The organism is Nocardia sp. NPDC051832 (assembly GCF_040681285.1).
Taxonomy (GTDB): domain Bacteria; phylum Actinomycetota; class Actinomycetes; order Mycobacteriales; family Mycobacteriaceae; genus Nocardia.
Map to the genome: position 1 here is coordinate 522,706 of NZ_JBFAYL010000001.1, position 18,381 is coordinate 541,086.

General features: G+C 69.9%; 3 protein-coding genes. 1 reads left to right on the top strand and 2 read right to left on the bottom strand.

Annotated elements, in window-relative coordinates; translation table 11 throughout:
- Window positions 1–116: 116 nt before the first annotated feature.
- Window positions 117–16,889, bottom strand: a complete 16,773-nt coding sequence (locus AB0M14_RS02195; RefSeq protein WP_364987533.1) for an amino acid adenylation domain-containing protein — start codon at window positions 16,887–16,889, stop codon at window positions 117–119.
- Window positions 16,890–17,172: 283 nt separating this feature from the next.
- On the opposite strand from AB0M14_RS02195, the gene AB0M14_RS02200 reads away from it, so the two are divergent.
- Window positions 17,173–17,811 (top strand): hypothetical protein, encoded by a 639-nt coding sequence (locus AB0M14_RS02200; protein WP_364987538.1) that lies wholly within the window; start codon window positions 17,173–17,175, stop codon window positions 17,809–17,811.
- 4 nt (window positions 17,812–17,815) lie between these two features.
- Here the strand turns inward: AB0M14_RS02200 and AB0M14_RS02205 are convergent, their stop codons facing one another.
- Complete coding sequence (locus AB0M14_RS02205) at window positions 17,816–18,313, bottom strand: hypothetical protein (protein WP_364987541.1); 498 nt, start codon at window positions 18,311–18,313, stop codon at window positions 17,816–17,818.
- Window positions 18,314–18,381: the final 68 nt, after the last annotated feature.

An 18,381-nucleotide genomic window follows, 5' to 3' on the forward strand; every position in this document is an offset into this window, starting at 1 on the left:
GGTTCTGACGACGAATCACTGTGCACCTACTTTTCTTCAGATTTTGGAAACACGCACAAGCCACGAGCAGCACGCCGACCATACGGGCTATCGCGCCGGGACAAAAGAGGTCACCGTCACGCCATCGGCTCGCGCAGCAGTTTATCCAGAACCGGTCCGATATCGCTCAATGCCTCGGGCTGCGTCATCAATTCGTGCCTGGTCGGGACCGGATGGTCTACTACCGCGGCCGCGTACGGCCGCCAGGCCGCGATCACGTCGTGGGTGCGCCGATCGTCGTCGGCGGCCCGGAAGTATTCGATGGTTCCGTCGAACACGCCGGGCTCGTAATCCTGCGTCAGACCGACCGAGCGCATGGCACTGGTGTAAATCCGCTGTAGCCGTTCCTGGGTGACGCCGAGCATTTCCGCGGGAATCAGTTCGTGCAGTTTGCCGAAATCGGCTTCGGACAACTCGTCGAGCTGATCGATGTCGAGTCCGGTGATGCCGAGTTCGGCGAGCATCTCGACCATGGTGCTGCGCCAGGTGGTCAGGTCGAAGCTGTGGTCGCTGTCGAGCATGGCCAGCAGCGCCACCTCGCGGCCCGCGGCGCGCAGCCGCACCGCGACCTCGTGGGCCAGGACGCCGCCGAGCGACCAGCCGAGCAGACGGACCGGCCCGGATGGCTGCGCGGCGATGATCTCGCCGGTGTAGCGCTCGGCCATGGCGTACAGCGATTCCGGCGGCGGGCCGTCCTCGGACAGGGCCGCGGCCTGCACGCCGATGATCGGGCGCTGCTCGTCGAGGTACTGGGTCAGGCCGGTGTAGCACCAGGCCAGGCCGTACATCGGGTGGATGCAGAACAGCGGGTCCTCGGCGCCGCGCGCCCGGATCGGGAGCAGCAGGCCCAGGGCCGCGTCGGATTCGGCGTCGTAGTCCAGGCCGCCGTCTTGCGCCTCGGCGATCCGCGCGGCCAGGGCCTGCACGGTGGCGCCGAGGAAGAACCACTGCACGCGCAGTTCCACGCCGGTCCGCGCGCGCAGCAGGTGCACAGCCTGGCCGGCGACCAGGCTGGTGCCGCCGAGGGCGAAGAAGTCATCGTCCAGACCGACCTGGTCCAGGCCGAGCACCTCTTCGAAGATCTCGGCAACGGCGCGCTGCGCCGGGGTCACCGGAGCGCGGAAGGCGCGGGCGGTGAATTCCGGGACGGGCAGCGCCTTCCGGTCGAGTTTGCCGCTGGCGTTGAGCGGCAGCTGGTCGAGGACGACCACGACTGCGGGAACCATGTACGGCGGCAGCCCGCGGCGGGCGTGCTCCAGCAACCGGGTTTCGCTGACGGCGTGCCCGGGTGCTGGAACCACGTACGCCACCAGGCGATCCGGGGCCTTGACCACGGCGACGGCCGCGTGTCCGACCGAATCGTGTTGCCGCAGTACGGCTTCGATCTCGCCGAGTTCGATGCGCTGGCCGCGGATCTTGACCTGGAAGTCGGCGCGGCCCAGGTATTCCAGGCCGCCGCGGGTCAGCCGGACGATGTCGCCGGTGCGGTACAGGCGCTCCCCCGCCCGCTCGGGACAGGCCACGAAACGCTCCGCCGTCAGCGCGGGTGCGCCGAGGTAGCCGCGCGCCAATTGCACACCGGCTACATACAATTCGCCGGGCGCGCCGACCGGAACTTGGCGCAGCTGCCGATCCAGCACGTACACCTGGGTATTCGCGACGGGGGTGCCGATCGGGACCGCGCCGCCGGTATCGGAGGGCCGCGTCCAGTAGGCGGTGACCACCGTGGCTTCTGCGGGGCCGTACCAATTGTGCAGTGCACCAGGCAATGTCGCGCAGAACCGGGCGGCGGTCGCGCCGCTCAGCGCCTCACCGGCGGCGAATACCCGGTACGGGGTGGCCGGGAGTTCGGCGCCCAGATCGAGGAACGCGTCGAGCATGGACGGCACGAAATGCACCGTGCTGACCTGTTCCCGCTCGATGATCTCGGCCAGGTACCGCGGGTCGCGGTGCCCGTCGGGGGCCGCGACGACCAGGCGCGCGCCGGTCTGCAAGGGCCAGAACAACTCCCAGGTGGAGATGTCGAAGGTGATCGGCGTCTTGTGCAGCACCACGTCCGCGGTGTCGTGCGGATACACCGACTGGGCCCAGCGGAATTGGTTCACCATCTGCCGGTGGGTGATCATCACACCCTTCGGGCGGCCGGTGGAGCCGGAGGTGTAGATGACGTAGGCCAGGTTCTCCGGGCGCGGAACCGGCAGGTCCACCGGGATCGGCTGGAGCTCGTCGATATCGAGAACCTCGGTGCCGGTGTCGGTTTCGAAGGCATCCGCGGCAGTGGTCAGCACGAAACGCGGGCGCGCACTGGCCAGCACGTGGTCGTTGCGTTCCACCGGATGGTCGGGATCGACCGGGACATAGCCCGCCCCGCATTCCAGCACCGCGTAGATCGCCACCACCAGCTCGAGGGAGCGGCGCATGGCGACGGCGATCAGTGTCTCCGGGCCCGCACCGTGCTGAACCAGCGCGCCCGCCAGTGTTCTCGCGCGGTAGCGCAGTTCGGAGTAGCTGAGGGTCTCCGCGCCGAAGGTGACCGCCGGCGCGTGCGGCGTACGGATGACCTGCTCGTGGAACAACGACACCAGGGTCGCGTCGGCGGCCAGCACCGGCGCTTCGGTGTGGTTGAGCGAAGCCAGGATTCGGCTCTCGGCGCTGAGCAGCAGCGTGGTCTCGGCCAGGGTGCGCTGCGGCGCCGCGACGAAGCCGGTGATCAGCATGCGCAGCCGCTCGGCCACCGCGCCGGCGACGGCGTTGTTCAGCATGGAGCGCTGATGCAGCACCTCGACGTGCAGTTGGGCGTCGAGGTTGATCAGGACGGTGAGCGGGTAGTGCGTGAAGTTCACCGCCTTGAGGTCGGTGACGTTCATGCCGTCGATGCTGCTGGCCGCGGCCAGGCCCTCGGTGTCGACCGGGTAGGACTCGAAGGCCAGCAGCGAGTCGAACAGGTTGTCCGCGCCGATGCCGCGCTGGATGTCGGCGAGACCGACATAGTGATGGTCCAGCAACGCGGCCTGCTCGGCTTGCAAGCGGCTCACCAGATCCCGCACCGTCCAGCGCGGATCGAAGCGCACCCGCACCGGCAGCGTATTGACGAACAGGCCGACCATCTCGTCGACACCGTCGAGCTGCGGCGGGCGGCCGGAGACGGCCGCGCCGAACACGGCCTCGTCCCGGTCGGTGCAGCCCGCGATGACCAGGCCCCACGCGGCCTGAACGACCGTGTTGACGGTGACGCCGGACGTGGTGGCGAAGGCGGACAGCGCGGCCGTCTCCGCTTGCGACAGTTCGAATTTCGTAGAGCCCACGCCTTCGCCCGGCACCGGCGCGGCGGGCAGCGCGGGGGCGAGCGGCGTCGGCTCGAGTCCGGCCAGCGCCTTGGTCCAGGCCGCGAGCGAGGCCGCGGGATCCTGGCGCGCGAGCCAGGCCAGGTAGTCCCGGTAGGGCCGCACGCGCGGCAGCACCGTCGCGTCGCCGCGGGTCGCGTACAGCGCGAGCAGGTCCTTCATCAACAGCGGCATGGACCAGCCGTCGACCAGGATGTGGTGCGTGGTCAGGGTCAGGAAGCTGCGGCCGGACAGGGTGCGGTGCATGGCGAACCGCACCATGGGCGCGGTCGCGGTGTCGAAGCGGCGCTGTTGTTCGGCGGCCAGCACATCGGCCAGCTGCTCGTCGGGCACGCCGTCGATGGCCTGCCACGGGACCTCCACGTGGTCCAGCACCAGCTGCACGGGCGCGCCGTCGGCGGCGGTGACGAACGCGGTGCGCAGGTTGGCGTGCCGATCCAGCACGCCTTGGGCGGCGCGCTGCATGCGGTCGATGTAGATGCTGCCGGTCAGTTCCAGCGTGAACTGAATGATGTAGTCGTCACCCTGCCGGTTCTCGGCACCCGCGCCGAGTTCGGTGAGGAACAGCAGACCCGCTTGCAGCGGCGAGAGCGGAAGCACGTCGGAGAGCGTGGGATACGCGCGCTGCCAGGCGTCGATCTCAGCCTGGGTGACGCGCACCAGCGACACATCCGACGGGGTCAGGCCGCCGGAAGCCGGGTGCTCGGCGTGCCAGGCGAGCGCCTCCAGCGCGGACAGCCAGTCCTGGGCCAGCTCCCGCACCTGGGCTTCGCCGATGATCTCGGACGCGTACAGGAACGTCACGTCCATCCGCGGTCCGTCCGCACCGTCGTTGACGATGGCGTTGATGTCGACCACCGCGCCGGCGGGCATGGCCTCGTCCTGGTCCGGATTATGGTGTCCCGCTTCCCCGGTCGGCATCCAGCCGAGCGCGGTGAGCCCTTCCGGAACGCCGCCGGCGGAGACGCGGCCGAGGTAGTTGAAGCTGATCTGGCCCAGGTGTTCCGGCAGCGCCCCGGCGGTCTCGGGGTCCAGGTGCCGGAGCAGGCCGTAGCCGATGCCTTTGTCCGGCACCGCGAGCAGTTGCTCCTTGATGGCCTTCACCGCGTCACCGGTGGCTTCGCCGCCGTCGAACGCGGCGTCGATGTCGACCGCGCTGAGATCGAGGGCTACCGGGTAGACGTTGGTGAACCAGCCGATGGTGCGCGTCAGATCGCTGCCGGGCAGCACCTCTTCCTCACGGCCGTGGCCTTCGAGTTTCACCAGCGTGGACTGGGCCCGCACGCCGCGGCGGGCGCGCCAGGCGTAGACCGCCAGCGCGAGCGCGGTCAGCAGGCCATCGTTGACGCCGCCGCGGTAGAGCGCGGGCACCTTGGTCAGCACCGTCTCGGCGATGTCGGCGGGCACCTGGATCTGCACGCGCTGGACCGTGGTCTGCAGGTCGGTCGCCGGGTCCAGCGCCCGGCTGCCGAGCAGCGGATCCGGCATCGCCAGCACGGTTTTCCAGAAGTCGAGCTCGTGCCCGCGGGTGGCGGCGAGATCGGCCAGCCCGTGCGCCCAGCGCCGGAAGGAGGTGCCGTTGGCGGGCAGGCTGACCGGCTCCCCCGCCGCGCGCTGCGACCAGGCGACGGCCAGGTCCGGGATGACGATGCGCCAGGAGACGCCGTCGATCGCGTAGTGGTGCGCGGCCACGGCCAGCAGGTCGCGGGCGTCGGGGCGGTGCAGCCAGGTGAACGCGATCATCTTCGCCGCACCCGGATCCAGTTCGGCGACAGTGGCTTCCATCGCCTCGCGCGCGATCCAGCGCAGGTCCTCGTCGCTGACACCGGCGGGCACGTCGGTGCGGGTGATGAGCTCGGCCATCTTCAGCGCGCCCGGCGCCAGCGTCTCGAAGGTCCACTGCCCGTGCACATGCCGCACCCGGGAGCGCAGCACGTCGTGGTGATCGACCACGGCGGCGATGGTTTCCACCAGTCCGGCTTCGTCGATGTCCTCGGGCAGGCCCAGCATCATCGACTGGAAGAAGCGGTCGAACGCGCCGTGCCGGAGGTACTCGGCGAGCACCGGCGTGAGCGGCACCGGGCCGACGCCGCCGCCCGGGAGTTCTTCCAGCACAACCGCTTCGGCCGCGGTCGCGGCCACCTGTGCCAGTCCGGCCACGGTGCGCTGCTCGAAGACGTCGCGCGGGGTGAAGACGATGCCCGCGGCCTTGGCGCGCGAGACCAGCTGGATGGACAGGATGCTGTCGCCGCCGACGGCGAAGAACGAGTCCGTCACGCCGACCGCGTCCAGGCCGAGCACCTGCGCGAACAGCTCCGCCAGGCGCGCTTCGATAGCGCCGATCGGCTCGCGGGACACCGTCGTCGCGAAGACCGGTTCCGGCAACGCCTTCCGGTCCAGCTTCCCGACCGGGGTGAGCGGCACCGCGTCCAGCACCATGATCGAGGACGGCACCATGTAGGCGGGCAGGCGCTCCTCGACATGCGCGGTCAGCGCGGCCACATCGATCGAACGACCCGGCGCGGCAACGACATACGACACCAGCGTGGCGGCGCCTGTCGCGTTCTTGTGGCCGACGGTGACCGCGAAGTCGACGGTCTCGAACGACGCCAGGGCGGCGTCGATCTCGCCGAGTTCGATGCGGAAGCCGCGGATCTTCACCTGGAAGTCGGAGCGGCCGACGTACTCGACCTCGCCGGTCGGGCGCCAGCGCACCACGTCACCGGTGCGGTACATGCGCTCGCCCGCGACATACGGGTTCGCCACGAACCTTTCGGCGCTCAGCCCGGGACGGGCGTGGTAGCCGCGCGCCAGCTGGATGCCCGACAGGTACAGCTCACCCGCGACGCCCAGCGGCACCGGGCGCAGTCCAGCGTCCAGGATCAGCGACTGCATGCCGCGGATCGGCCCGCCGATGGTGACCGTCTCGCCCGGGGTCAGCGGCGCGCTGATGTTGGTCATGATGGTGGTCTCGGTCGGACCGTAACCATTGTGGAACGCGCAATCCGGCAGTGCGGCCGCCCATTTCGCGACCAGCTCGGGCGGGCAGGCCTCACCGCCGGCGACCACCACGCGGAAGCTGTCCAGTCCTGCCGGATCGAAGGTGGCCAGCGCGGACGGGGTGATGAACGCGTGCGTGACGCGTTCGTCCCGGATCAGGTCGTAGAGTTCCTCGCCGCCGTACATGCGCGGCGGGGCCACCACCAGGGCGCCGCCGCGCACGATGGCGAGCAGGAACTCCAGGACCGAGGCATCGAAGCTCGGGGAGGCGAAATGCAGTGCCCGCGAATCGGAATCGAGGTCGTAGCGCTCCAGCTGCTCGACGCTGAAGTTGGCCAGGCCGGCATGGGTGACCAGCACGCCCTTCGGCACGCCGGTGGAGCCGGAGGTGTAGATGACATAGGCCGGATGCGCCGGGCGCAGCGGCCGGACCCGGTCGGCGTCGGTGATCGGGCCGCGGTCCAGGTGGTCGGTCTCGAGGTCCTCCAGGACCAGCCAGCGCACCGAGTCGGGTAGGTCGTCGCGCACCGCGGCGACCGTAATGCCCAGGGCCGAACCGGAATCGGTGACCATGTGCGCGATGCGGTCGGCGGGGTAGGTCGGGTCCACCGGCACGAAGGCGGCGCCGGTCTTGGACACCGCCCAGGTGGCGAACACCGAATCCGCCGAGCGCGGAATCGCGACGGCGACCAGGTCCTCGGCGCCGAGGCCGGCCGTGATCAGCAAGCGGGCCAGCCGGTTCGAGCGTTCGTCGAGTTCGCCATAGGCCAGGGTGGTGTTCCCGGCGACGACGGCGGGCGCGAACGGATTCAGCGCCGCGGCCTCGGCCAGCAGTTCGGGCAGGGTGCGTGCGGGGATCGCGGGCGGTCCGGTCCGCGAGATCAGGTCCGCGCGTTCGTCGCCGTCGAGCACCTCGATGGCGCCGACCGCGATCGCCGGGTCGGCGGCGATCGCCGCGAGCACCCGTTGCCAGCGGGCCGCGATCGCGGTGGCGGTCGCGGCGTCGTACAGGTCGGTGGCGTACGACAACCGGCAGGCCAGGCCCTCGGGGCCCTCGTGCACGGTCACCGACAGGTCGAACTTCTCCACCTGGGGATCGAAATCGACGGTGCCGGCGGTCAAGCCGGGCATTTCGAAACTACCGCCGGGCAGGTTCTGGAAGGCCAGCATCACCTGGAACAGCGGAGTGCGGGCGGTGGACCGCTCGGGATCGAGCACGTCGACCAGGCGCTCGAACGGGATGTCGGCGTGCGCGAACGCCGCCAGATCCCGTTCCCGTTGCCGGGCCAGGAGGCCGGCGAAGGACTCCCCCGGCTCGATGCCGCTGCGCAGCACCACGGTATTGACGAACATGCCGATCAGGTCGTCGATCGCGGCATCGCCACGACCAGCGACCGGGGTGCCGATGGCCACGTCGTCGGCACTGGAGAGCCGGGACAGCAGCACCGCGAGCGCGGTGTGCACCACCATGAACAGCGTGGCGTTCTGCCGGCGGGCCAGCTCGGCGAGCGCGTCGCGCACCGCGGCGTCGACGACGAAATCGATGGCGCCGCCGTGAAAGCTGGGGGTGCCGGGGCGGGCGCGGTCACCCGCCACCGTGGATTCCTCGGGCAGTCCGGCCAATTCGCGCCGCCAGAACTCGATCTGCTTGGTGGCCAGCGATTCCGGGACGTCCTCGGACCCGAGCACCGCCCGCTGCCAGATGCTGAAGTCGGCGTACTGCACCGGCAGCGGCGCCCAGCTCGGCGGCGCGCCGAGGTCACCCGCCGCGCCGCCGGCCGTCCCGCGCTGCGCGCGCGCGGCGTAGGCGCCCATGAAGTCACGGGTCAGCGGGCCCATGGACCAGCCGTCCCCGGCGATGTGGTGCACGACGAACACGATTACGTGGTCCTCGGCGTTGCCGTCGACGCGCAGCAGGGCGACGCGCAGCGGCACCTCGATGGCAACGTCGAAGCCGGTGTCGACCAGGGCGGTGACGCGCTCGATCAGCCCGGCCGCGGGCACCTCCACCGGCGCGAAGGACGGCACCGCCGCCGCCGCGGGCTGAATCGCCTGGATCGGGCCGCTGTCGGTCTGCGGGTAGAAGGTGCGCAGGATCTCGTGCCGCGTCACCACGTCGACCAGCGCTTGCTTGAGCGCCGCGAGGTCGAGCGCACCGGTCAAGCGGACGGCGACCGGAATGTTGTAGGCGGCCGAGGCGGTGTCGAACTGATTGAGGAACCACATCCGCTGCTGCGCCAGCGACAGCGGAATCCGCTCCGGGCGCGGACCGGCCACCAATGCGGGCTTGCCGGAACCGGATTCGTCCCCGGACTCCAGGCGAGCGGCCAGGGCTTCGACCGTCGACGCCTCGAACAGCAGGCGCACCGGCACCTGGATGTCCAGCGCCGTCGCCAGCCGGGCGGTGACCCGGGTGGCGCTGAGCGAGTTGCCGCCGAGCGCGAAGAAGTCGTCATCCACGCCGACCTGCTCCAGCCCGAGCACCTCGGCGTACACCTCGGCGACCGCCTGCTGCGGAACGGAGACCGGCGCGCGGTACAGCGAGGTCTCGAAGACCGGCTCCGGCAACGCCTTTCGATCGAGCTTGCCGACCGGGGTGAGCGGGATCTCGTCGAGCACCATGATCGAGGTCGGCACCATGTGCGCGGGCATGCGCTGCTGCGCGTAGCCGGTCAGCTCGGCCACCTCGACGGTCTGCCCGGCCGCGGCGTGCACGTAGGACACCAGCATGATCGTCCCGCCCGCCGACTTGCGTCCCACGGTCACCGCGAAATCCACGGTGGGGTGATCGGCGAGGACGGCGTCGATCTCACCCAGTTCGATGCGGAAACCGCGCACCTTCACCTGGAAGTCGTTGCGCCCCACGAACTCGATCTCGCCCCTGGCCGTCCAGCGGACCACGTCGCCGGTCCGATACATCCGCACCCCGGGCAGCCACGGGCAGGCGACGAACCGGCCCGCGGTGAGCCCGGGTCTGCGGTGGTAGCCGTTGGCCAGCTGGTCGCCGGCGATGTAGAGCTCGCCGACGACACCGGCCGGCACCGGATGCAAACGCTCGTCCAGCACCCATTCGGTGATGCCGCGGATCGGCGCGCCGATGGTCAGGTCCACGCCGGGCGTCAGCGGCTCGCTGAAGTTCACGATGATCGTGGTTTCGGTGGGGCCGTAGGCATTGTGGAACTGGCGGCCGTCGACGGCCCAGCGGCGCACCAGATCCGGCGACCAGGTCTCACCGCCGGTGAACACCGCGCGCAGATCGGTCAGCCCGGCCGGGTCGATCGAGGCCAGCGCCGCCACGGTGATGAACATGTGGGTAACCCGCTGCGCGCGCAACAGTTCGGCCAGATCCGCGCCGCCGAAAACGTCGGTCGGGACGATGACCATGGTGCCGGCCGCGCCGGTGGCGAGCAGCAGTTCCAGCACCGCGCCGTCGAAGCTCGGGGTCGCGGCGTGCAGGGTGCGGGATTCCGGTGTGACAGCAAATCTTTCGCGCTGTTCGGCGCTGTAGCCGGCCAGGCCCGTGTGGGTGACGGCGACGCCCTTGGGCACCCCGGTCGAGCCGGAGGTGTACACCAGATAGGAGACGTTCTCCGCGCGCAGCGGCCGGACCCGCTCGTCATCGGAAACCGGTGCCGCGCTGTGCTGGTCGACCTCGAGCTCGTCGAGCACCAGCCATTCGACCGTGTCCAGCAGGCTGTCGCGAACGGACTCCACCGTAAGCCCCAGGGCCGCACCGGAATCGGTGAGCATGTGCTGAATACGCTCGGCTGGATAGTTCGGGTCCACCGGCACGAAACCGGCCCCGGTCTTCGCCACCGCCCAGAAGGCCAGCACCGACTCGATCGAGCGCGGCACGCCGACAGCCACCAAGTCACCCGGTCCGGCGCCGCGCGAGATCAGCTCGCGGGCCAGACGCGAAGAGCGCGCGTCCAATTCGGCGTAGGTCAGGGCTTCCGCGCCGCACAGCACGGCCGTCCGCTCGGGTTCCCGGGCCGCCGCGGCGGCGAGAATATCGGGCAGCGTGCCCGACGCGGTGACCGCCGGACCGGCCATCCGGGTGAGCCGGCCGCCCTCGGCCTCCGACAGCAGCCGCAGATCGCCGACCGCCGTGGCCGGGTCGGCGACGATCTCGCGCAGCAGCCGCACGAACCGTTCGGCGAACGCGCGCACGGTGGACACGTCGAAGATGTCCAGCGCATAGGTGAGGGAACCGTGCATGCCCTCGGTGCCGCCGGCCGCGCCCTCGGCGATGTTCAGCTGCATGTCGAAGCGCTCGATGTCGACGGGCGCGTCCAGCCCGCGAATACTGAGGCCGGGCAGTTCGAAATCGCCCGCGGGCAGGTTCAGGAAGGACAGCGCCACCTGGAACAGCGGGGTGCGGCCGGTGGAACGGACCGGGGCGAGCACGTCGACGAGCTGCTCGAACGGGATGTCGCCGTGCGCGAACGCGGCCAGGTCGGCTTCGCGCTGACGAACCAGCAGGTCGGCGAACGGCTCGGCCGGGTCCAGGTGGCTGCGCAGCACCACGGTGTTGACGAACATCCCGATCACGTCGTCGAGTTCGGCCGCGCCACGACCGGCGACCGGCGTGCCGATGGCGACGTCGTTGCGACCGGCCATGCGGGCCAGCAGCACGGCCAGGGCGGTGTGCACCACCATGAACACGGTGGCGTTCGCGCCCCGCGCCAGGTCGCGCAGGCCGCGATGGGTCTGCGCGTCCACCCGGAAGCTCACCGCGCCACCCTGATAGGACTGGGTGGCCGGGCGCGGCCGGTCCAGCGGCAGCGTCGATTCCTCGGGCAGTTCCGCCAGCGTCGTCTGCCAGAAGCCGAGTTGCGCGGCGGCGATGGACTGCGGGTCACCGGCGTCGCCGAGCAGGGCGCGCTGCCACAGCGCGTAGTCGGCGTACTGCACCGGCAGTGGCGCCCAATTCGGTTCGGAGCCTTGCGATCTGGCGGCATAGGCAGCCATCACGTCGCGGGTCAGCGGGCCGAGCGACCAGCCGTCGGCGGCGATGTGATGCACCACCACCAGCAGGACGAACTCTTCCGGGCGGTCCGCGACCTGGAACAGCGACATCCGCACCGGAACCTCGGCGGCGACGTCGAAGCCGGCCCCCGCCAGTTCCGAAACGCGCTCGTAGAGCTCCTCTTCCGGGACCACGATCGGCGACAGATCCGGGGCCGCGTCGGCCGGGGCCAGGATCACCTGGGTGGGGCCGTCGGCCGATTGCGGGTAGACGGTGCGCAGGGTTTCGTGGCGGGTGACGATATCGGCGGCCGCGGCGGCCAGCGCCTCGACGTCGAGGTTTCCGGACAGCTGCACGGCCACCGGCAGGTTGTACGCGGCCGCGGCGGTATCGAACTGGTTCAGGAACCACATGCGCTGCTGGGCCAGCGAGAGCGGAATCGGATCCGGGCGCGGGCCCGCGACCAGGGGCAGGCGGCCGTCGTCCGAGATTTCGATGCGGGCGGCCAGCCCGGAAACGGTGGACGCTTCGAAGATGAGCTTGACCGGCAGGCGGGTGTCGAGGGCCGCGCCGAGACGAGCGGCGACGCGGGTGGCGCTGAGCGAATTGCCGCCGAGCGCGAAGAAGTCGTCATCACGGCCGATGCGCGGGGACTCCGGGCCGAGCACCTCGGCGAACACCTCGGCGACGGCCGCTTCCAGCGGGGTGGCGGGCGCGGCGAAGGCAGTGGTCTCGAAAACCGGTGCGGGCAAGGCTTTCCGGTCGAGCTTGCCGGAGGTGTTCAGCGGGAGCTCGGGTAGGCGCATGATCGTCGCGGGCACCATGTACGGCGGTAGCGCCTCGGCCAGCGCGGCGCGTAGCTCGAGCACGTCGGGCCGCGCGCCCGGCGTCGCGACGATATAGCCCGCGAGCTGGTCGCCGGTGGGGCCGGTGGCGACGATCACGACCGCCTGGCTGACCGAATGCTGTGCCAGCAGCGCGGTTTCGATCTCGCCGAGCTCGATGCGCTGGCCGCGAAACTTCACCTGGAAGTCGGTGCGCCCGATGTACTCCAGCCGGTGCGGGGCATCACGCCACAGCACCAGGTCACCGGTGCGATACATGCGCTCGCCGGCGCCGAAGGGGTTGGCCACGAAGCGATCCGAGGAAAGATCAGGTCTGCGCACGTAGCCGCGGGCCAGCTGCGCACCGGCTAGATACAACTCGCCCGGCACACCGGCCGGAACCGGCTGCAAGCGCGAATCCAGCACGTACACCTGGGTGTTCCACTGCGGGACACCGATCGGCACGGTCCGCACATCGGTGACCGAGGCGGGCCAATAGGTCACCGAGACAGCGGCTTCGGTCGGGCCGTAGAGGTTGTGCAGCGGCGCGCCCGACACCGTGCGCCAGGCGGCCACCGTCTCGGGGGGCAGGGCTTCACCGATCACGAACACATGGCGCAGCGCGGGATAGGCGTCCCAGTAGCGCTGCGGCGAATCCTCGCGGCGGTTCGGGGAGCGGCGGGAGCCGTCCGCGGCGAATTCCGCGGTGTGCGAGGCGAAGACGGTCAGCATCGACGGCACGAAGTCGGTGGCCGTGACCTGCTGGGCGACCAGGGTTTCCGCGACATATTGCGGATCGCGGTGGCCGTCGGGCTTCGCCACCAGAAGTTTCGCGCCCACGCGCAGCGGCATGAAGAAGCCCCACAGCGACACGTCGAAGGTGGTCGCGGTCTTCTGCAGGTACACGTCGTCCGGGCCGAGCGGGTAGGCGACCAGCATCCAGGTGATCTGATTGTGGATCGCCGCGTGCGAGATCGCGACGCCCTTGGGGCGGCCGGTCGAGCCCGAGGTGAAGATGACGTAGGCCAGGTGCTCCGGGCGGACCGGGCGCTGAAGTTCTTCGGGGCGAACAGGTTCGGCGTCGAAGGGAGTCAGGTCCACGGTGTCGAGCAGCACCGCCGGGATCTCGGCGGGCAGCGCCGCGGCGGCGCTGCTGGTACTCAGCACGCAAACTGGTTGCGCGGTATCGAGGATGTGGCCGATGCGCTCGGCGGGATGGTCCGGATCCAGCGGCACATAGGCGCCGCCGGCGGTGAGGACCGCGTACATGCCGACGACCAGATCCAGCGAGCGCCGGATCGCCAAGCCCACCAGGGATTCCGAGCCGACGCCTCGTTCGATCAGCAGGCGCGCCAGCCGGTTCACCCGCTCGTCGAACTCGCGATAGGTCAGCCGAGCGCCCTCGTATTCGAGCGCGACGGCCTGCGGATGCGCGGTCACCGCGCGCCGGTAACCGTCCAGCAGCAGTTCCGCCGGGATCTCGCGATAAGTGTTGTTCCAGCCCAGCAGGATTCTGTTGCGCTCGGCGGGCTCCAGCACCTCGAGCGCGCCGACGGGGCGCTGCGGGTCCGCCGCGACCAGGGCGAGCAGGCGGGTCAGCCGGTCGGCGAACTCCGCGACCGTCGGCTCGTCGTACAGGTCGATGGCATAGGTGAACAGCGCCGACAAGCCGCTGGGCGCACCGTCGCGCACGTGCGGCACCAGGGTCAGTTGTAAGTCGAACTTCGCGATCGCGCCGTCGAAATCGACTACGTCCGCGGACAATCCAGGCAGTTCCAGGGTCGCGCGCTCCATATTCTGGAAGAACAGCGCGACCTGGAACAGCGGGTGGTGCGCCTGCGAACGGACCGGGTCGAGGAGCTCCACCAGCCGCTCGAACGGGAGCTCGGCGTGCGAAAATGCCGCCAGGTCCGTCTCTTTCGCGACCTCCAGCAGCTCCAGGAAGGTCGCGCCGCGATCGATCCGGGTGCGCAGCACCAGCGTGTTCACGAACATGCCGATGAGGTCGTCGAGGGCGTGTTCGCCACGACCGGCGACCGGGGTGCCGATGGCGATGTCGTCGGTATTCGACAGGCGCGCCAGCAAAGTCGCGAGCGCCGCGTGCACCACCATGAACAGGGAGGCGCCGGTCTCGTTGCCCAGGTCCTCGAGTCGCTGATGGGTCTCGGCGGGGATCTCGAATCCGAAGACCGCGCCGCGGCCGGTGGCCACCGCGGGTCGCGGCCGATCCGCGGGGAGGTCGATACGTTCCGGCAGGCCCGCCAAAGCCGTTCGCCAGTAAGCGATCTGGCCGGCGGCGACGGACTCCGGATCGTGCTCGTCGCCCAGGATCTCGCGCTGCCACAGCGTATAGTCGGCATACTGCACCGGCAGCGGCGTCCAACTGGGGGCCGCGCCCGAGACCCGGGTGGCGTAGGCGGTCATGAGATCGCGCACCATCGGCGCGACCGACGCGCCGTCGGCGGCGATATGGTGCACCACCGCGATGAGCACGTGCTCCTCGGCGGTGAACCGCGCCAAGCCCATCCGCAACGGCACCTCGGTGGTGACGTCGAACCCGGTCAGGGCATAGCCGAGCAGCCACTCCTGCAATTCGTCTTCGGCGACGGGCTGCGGGGTCAGGTCGGGCAGCACCCACAGGGTGGGCTGGATCGACTGGTACCCGGCGCCGTCGACGGCCGGATAGACGGTGCGCAGCGATTCGTGCCGGTCGATCAGGTCCGCGACCGCTGCCTGCAAGGCTTCTACCTGGAGATCACCGGAGAGCCGGATGGCAAACGGGATGTTGTTGGCGGCCGAGTCCGGGTCGAACCGATTGAGGAACCACATGCGCTGCTGCGCCAGCGAGAGCGGGATCCGCTCCGGACGCGGCATCGGTTCGAGGGCGCGGTGGCCGCCGGAGCCCTCGAACTCGCGCAGGCGTTCGGCGAGCCCGGCGACGGTGCGGGCGTCGAAGAGCAGGCGGCCGGGGATCTGCGCGTCCAAAGCCGCACCGAGGCGGGCGATCACCCGGGTCGCGATGAGCGAGTTGCCGCCGAGGGCGAAGAAGTCGTCGTCCGCGCCGACCGGGTCTTCGGTGGCCAGCAGGTCGGCGAAGATCTCGGCGACCAGGAGCTCCCGGCGGCCCTCGGGCGCGCGGAATTCCTTGGCGCGCAGACGCGGTGCCGGTAGCGCGGTGCGGTCGAGTTTGCCGACCGGGGTCAGCGGGATCTCGTCGAGCACCGTGAGCGTGGTCGGCACCATGTGCTCGGGCAGCCGGCGCGCGGCGAAGGCGAGCAGCTCGTCGGCATCGATCAGCTCGCCGTCCGCGGCGTGCGCGTAGGCGGCGAGAATCGTCGCGCCCGTGTCCAGCCGGTGTCCCACCGTCACCGCGAAATCGACCGCCATGTGCGCCGCCAGCACGGCGTCGATCTCGCCGAGTTCGATGCGGAAGCCGCGGATCTTCACCTGGAAGTCGTTGCGGCCCACGTACTCCAGCTCGCCGGCGGGGTTCCAGCGCACCAGGTCGCCGGTGCGGTACAGGCGGGGGCCGTTGGTGTCGAACGGATTCGCCACGAACCGGGTGGCGGTCAGCGCCGCCTTGTCCAGGTAGCCGCGCGCCAATTGCGCTCCCGCTACATACAATTCGCCGACCACGCTGTTCGGCACGGGGGCCAGCCGCTCGTCCAGCACGTACTCGCTGACGCCCCGGGTGGGCGCGCCGATGGTCACCGGTTTGTCCGGCGACATCGGACCGGTGCAGTTCGTCATGATCGTGGCCTCACTGGGGCCGTAACCATTGAAGAACTCGCGCTCGGGCGCCGCCCAGCGGCGCACCAGATCCGGCGGGCAGGCCTCGCCCGCGACCATCACCATGCGCAGATCATCCAGCCCGTCGGGGTCGACGGAGGCGAGCGCGGCCGGGGTGATCACCGCGTGTGTGACCGCTTCGCGCCGCAGCAACGCGGCCAGGTCCGGTCCGCCGTAGACCGAGGGTGCGGCGACCACCATGGTGGCCGCGGCGCCGACCGCCATGAGCATCTCGAAAACGGAGGCGTCGAAGGAGGGCGAGGCGAACATCAGCACCCGCGAGGCGGAGGTCGCGCCGTAGCGAGCGCGTTCTTCGTCGCAGAGCGCACCGAGCCCGGTATGGGTGACGACGACGCCCTTCGGCAGGCCCGTCGAACCAGAGGTGTAGATGACGTACGCCGGGTGCTCGGCCTTGAGCGGGCGCACCCGATCGGCGTAGGTGATGGTTTCCGCGGAGTGCTCGGACAGCGCGCGCACCTGCTCGGGACCATCGAGTTCCAGCCACCGCACCCACTCGGGCAGGCCGGCGCTCTTGGCCCGCACCGTCAGCCCGAGCACGACGCCGGAGTCGGCGACCATGTGCTCGATCCGGTCCGCCGGATAGTTCGGGTCCACCGGCACGAAACCGGCGCCGGTCTTGGCGACCGCCCAGACCGCCACGATCGAATCCACCGACCGCGGCACGCTCACCGCGACAAGATCCTCGGGACCGACTCCGCGACCGATCAGCAAACGCGCAAGACGGGTGGAACGCGCATCCAGTTCGGCGTAGGACAACTGGGCGGACGTCCCGTCGGCGTCGGCGAAACACACCGCCACGCCACCCGGATTGGCTTCCACCGCGGCGCCGAGCAACTGCGGCAGCGTCTTGACGCGCGATCGCTGACTGCGCGTCGCGGGCCGCGCCCTGGTCGGCCGGGTCATGCGCACACCAGTCCTGTCGATACGTACCGGCAACCCAACGCGACCCGAACCATGTAGCAGCTCACCTATCTACTATCCAGCTGTCAGTCGAATCTTGTGCTCCCCTTCACACAGCGACTACCTGGACAGCATCGTAGAGATATGGGCCCCTCGTTACCAGATTGGCGGGACAGGCTCACTCCTCGAGATGTCCGCGCGAGCGTCGCTGCCCCGGAAACGGGGTTGCCACTGGCATGCTGAGTCGGTGAAAAATCGGACTTTTAGCAAGTCATTGCTTATCTGCATGGGATTGCTGATGACCGCGTGCTCCAGTATCGGTGGCGGCTCCGATAACAAGCTGGTACTGACTGATTCCGATCTTCCCGCGGGCGACAAGAAGATGGATATCCCCGACGACCAGGTGCGCGACCGCATGACCGATGTCTTGTCGGTGCAGGCCATCGATTCGGTCACCCCCGGGGACTGCCAGGGCCGGATCGCGGACATGTCCGAGCAAGCCAAGAAGGTGACCGATCACGCGAGCTTCGCGGCGGCCTCCGGCGGCACACCCCCCTCGGTCTATTTCGAGGCCGTGTCCTCCACCAAAGTGGATCTCGCCGTTTTCAGTACCGCCGTCGACAAATGTCCCAACCTCCAGGTGAAGAGCACCAGCCCGGACCGCCAGCACCTCTCCTCGCAGGTGACACTGGAGCCCCGCAAACCTCCAGCGTCGATCGACGGCGTCGACGCCGTCGCCTACCGCACCACTACCGTCTCCTCGGTGCCCGGCTTCGGCGCCTTCACCATCAAGGCCTACCTGGGCTGGGCGATCGTCGATAACAAGACCGTGGCCGTTCGCGCCGCCGTCCAGACCGCCAACTTCGACGAAGCCGCCGCCGAGAGGTTCTTCGTCGCGGCCGTCGACAAGGTCCGCAAAAAGTAGTCGCTCAGCGGTACTGCTCGGCCAGGTCGGGGAGGTGCGGCGCGGTAGCGGCCTGGTCGCGGGCGTAGGCCTGGAAGTGCGTGCGGGCCTGGTCGAGGGTCATCCCGAGGGCGGTCTCGACGAAGACGCGGTCGCCGCCGACCAGGACGAAGTCGTCGGCGGCGATCAGCACCGCGGCCATCCGGTCGGGGGCGGCCAGCAGGACGTCGGTCTTACCCGGCCACGGCCAGGCGGCGATGTCCTCCAGATTGGCCAGCACGGCCTGGTCGGCCTTGTTCTTGCCCTGGCGTTCGGTGGTCAGGCCGTAGATCTGTTCATAACCGGCCCAGGAGAACGCGTTCAGGATGTGCGCCGCGCCCGGGTCGCTGCCGAGCGCGCCGACCCCGGGCCCCGGAAGCACGAAACGACCGGAGCGCGAGGCCCATACGGGGTGGAACTCCCGGGCCGAGTCGAGGAAGTGGTTTCGCAGGAGACCGCTTTCCTCCTTGCTCAGATTGTGCATGCCGCGCCCTCCTGCTCGGTCCACACCGGAACGGCAATCGAACCATGCGGTTCGCAGCCGGTCCGGCA